Below are 2313 nucleotides of genomic sequence, written 5' to 3' on the forward strand. Positions count from 1 at the left end.
TAACATCATGATCGTTTTAAATTGTCCGTCACTGGCAGAAATCATCCCGCCGCTGCTTGGCATGGCTGAAGATTTCGAGTAATTGTTGGCTGTCCTGCCGGCGTATCGCGTCGGTCAGGGCGTGTAAATCGGCGGTGAAGCGTTCCAGGCTCTCGACCAGCGCGTCGCGATTGGCCAGACAGATGTCGTGCCACATTTGCGGGTCGCTGGAGGCGATGCGGGTGAAGTCGCGAAAACCGCCGGCAGCATAATCGAAGATCTCCTGGCTGTCATCCTGGCGGGCCAGGCTGTCGACCAGCGCGTAGGCCAGCATATGCGGCAAATGGCTGGTGGCGGCCAGTACCGCGTCATGGTGAGCCACGCTCATTTCCATGACGTCGGCGCCGGCCGCTTCCCAGAGCCGGCGGACGGTTTGCACGGCCGCCGGGCTGGTGGTGGCGCCGGGGGTGAGAATCACCCGGCGTTGATCGAACAGTTCGGCGAACGAGGCTTCCACCCCGCTTTGCTCGGTGCCTGCGATGGGATGGCCTGGCACAAAATTGGCTGGCAAACCGTGAAATACCTGCTCCGCATCGGCCACCACACTGCCCTTGGCGCTACCCACATCGGTCACAATCGTATTCGCCGACAGGGCCGGGGCAATCTGTTCCAGTACCGGGCGGATCGCCCCCAGGGGAACGGCCAGCACCACCAGCTCCGAATCCTGGCAGGCTCTGGCCAGATCGGTTTCGACGGCGTCCACTACGCCCAGCTTGCGGGCAATCTCCAGCTGTTCACGATGGCGACCGGCGCCAACAAGGGTGGTGACGGCATTGGCCCGACGCAGCGCCCGCGCCAGCGAGCCGCCGATGAGGCCGACACCGATGATGGTCAATTTGTTGATGATCACAGGGTTCCCAGTCACGGTATTTGCAGAATCGTTTCCAGTGCCTCGATGCAGCGCTGGTTTTCCTTCTCGCTGCCGACCGAGATACGCACATGTTCCGGCAGATCGTAATTGGCCACCGGGCGCACGATAATCCCCCGGCGCAATAACTGCTCGTTAATCCCGGCGGCCTCACCGACCTTCACCGTGACAAAATTACCCGCCGAGGGAATGTAATCCAGTCCCAGCCGGTCGAACGCGGCGTAATACTGTTTCAGCCCGGCCGCATTGAGCGCGACGCTGCGTTGCAGATGTGCCGTGTCGGTCAACGCCGTTGCCGCGGCGGCAAGCGCCAGGTGATTGACGTTAAATGGCTGGCGGACGCGGTTTAAATAATCAGCCACATCGGGATGCGAAACCGCGTAACCGACCCGCAACCCGGCCAGGCCGTAAGCCTTGGAGAAAGTGCGCGTCACGATCAGGTTGGGAAACTCTGCCAGCCATTGCAGGCCATCGGGATAATCCGCCACCCCCATCATCGGATCGGCGGCGTATTCAAAATAAGCTTCATCCAGCACCACCAGCACATGCGGTGGAATCTGTTTTAAAAAATCATGTAATGCCGGTTTCGAGAGCCAGGTGCCGGTCGGGTTATTCGGGTTGGCAATAAAAATCAGCCGCGTGTTTTCGGTAATCGCTTCGTGCATCGCATCGAGATCATGTCCCCAGGCGCTGGCCGGCGTCATCACCGCTTTGGCACCGATGGCCCGGGTCACCAGCGGATAGACCGCGAAGGCGTGCTGCGAAAAAATAACTTCATTGTCCGGCGTCACGAAGGCCCGGGCGATCAGTTCCAGCACATCATTCGAGCCGTTACCCAGCGTAATCTGCCCCGGCTCGAGATCAAAACGCTTGCATAACGCCTGCTTGAGAACAAAACCGTTCCCGTCCGGATAGCGACTGAGTTCACTCAGGCTGTCGCTGATCGTTCTCAATACATCCGGCGACGGTCCCAGCGGGTTTTCATTCGAGGCCAGTTTGATAACCCCCGACAGCCCGTACTCTCGCTCCAGCTCTTCAATCGGCTTGCCCGGCTGGTACGGCATCAATTCACGGACCCCGGGAGCGGCCAGATCGCATACATCAAATTGTTGGGCGGACATCGGCATGTTCTGGTACGTCACTCTTTTATGGAATCGTATTTAAACGCGGAGGGCGCAGAGGCGCGGAGCCGCGGAGTTAATCATTTTCAATCCTACTTTCTGATTAATTGATCATTCAGGTGATCATTTAATTCAAATCGTTTTCTCTGCGCCTTTGCGTCTCTGCGATCTCCGCGTTTTATTCCAGAGAGTTTGCTATTAGTCGTTTGCCGGACACCGCTATCGCTATGTCCGGCCTACCCACTGGCCGGAGGGTCTTGTGGGAGGCGATTTCATCGGCGACGG

Annotated in this window: 2 protein-coding genes; both read right to left on the reverse strand. The window is 58.7% G+C overall.

Annotated elements, in window-relative coordinates:
- Positions 1-28 precede the first annotated feature (28 nt).
- Positions 29-886, reverse strand: a complete 858-nt coding sequence (locus tag RI563_RS13200) for a prephenate dehydrogenase/arogenate dehydrogenase family protein (protein ID WP_310694846.1) — start codon at positions 884-886, stop codon at positions 29-31.
- A 14-nt stretch (positions 887-900) separates the two neighbouring features.
- Complete coding sequence (hisC, locus tag RI563_RS13205) at positions 901-2028, reverse strand: histidinol-phosphate transaminase (RefSeq protein ID WP_310694845.1); 1128 nt, start codon at positions 2026-2028, stop codon at positions 901-903.
- Between the last annotated feature and the right edge of the window lie 285 nt (positions 2029-2313).

This window comes from Thiohalophilus sp. (genome assembly GCF_031581315.1).
Taxonomy (GTDB): Bacteria; Pseudomonadota; Gammaproteobacteria; order UBA6429; family Thiohalophilaceae; genus Thiohalophilus.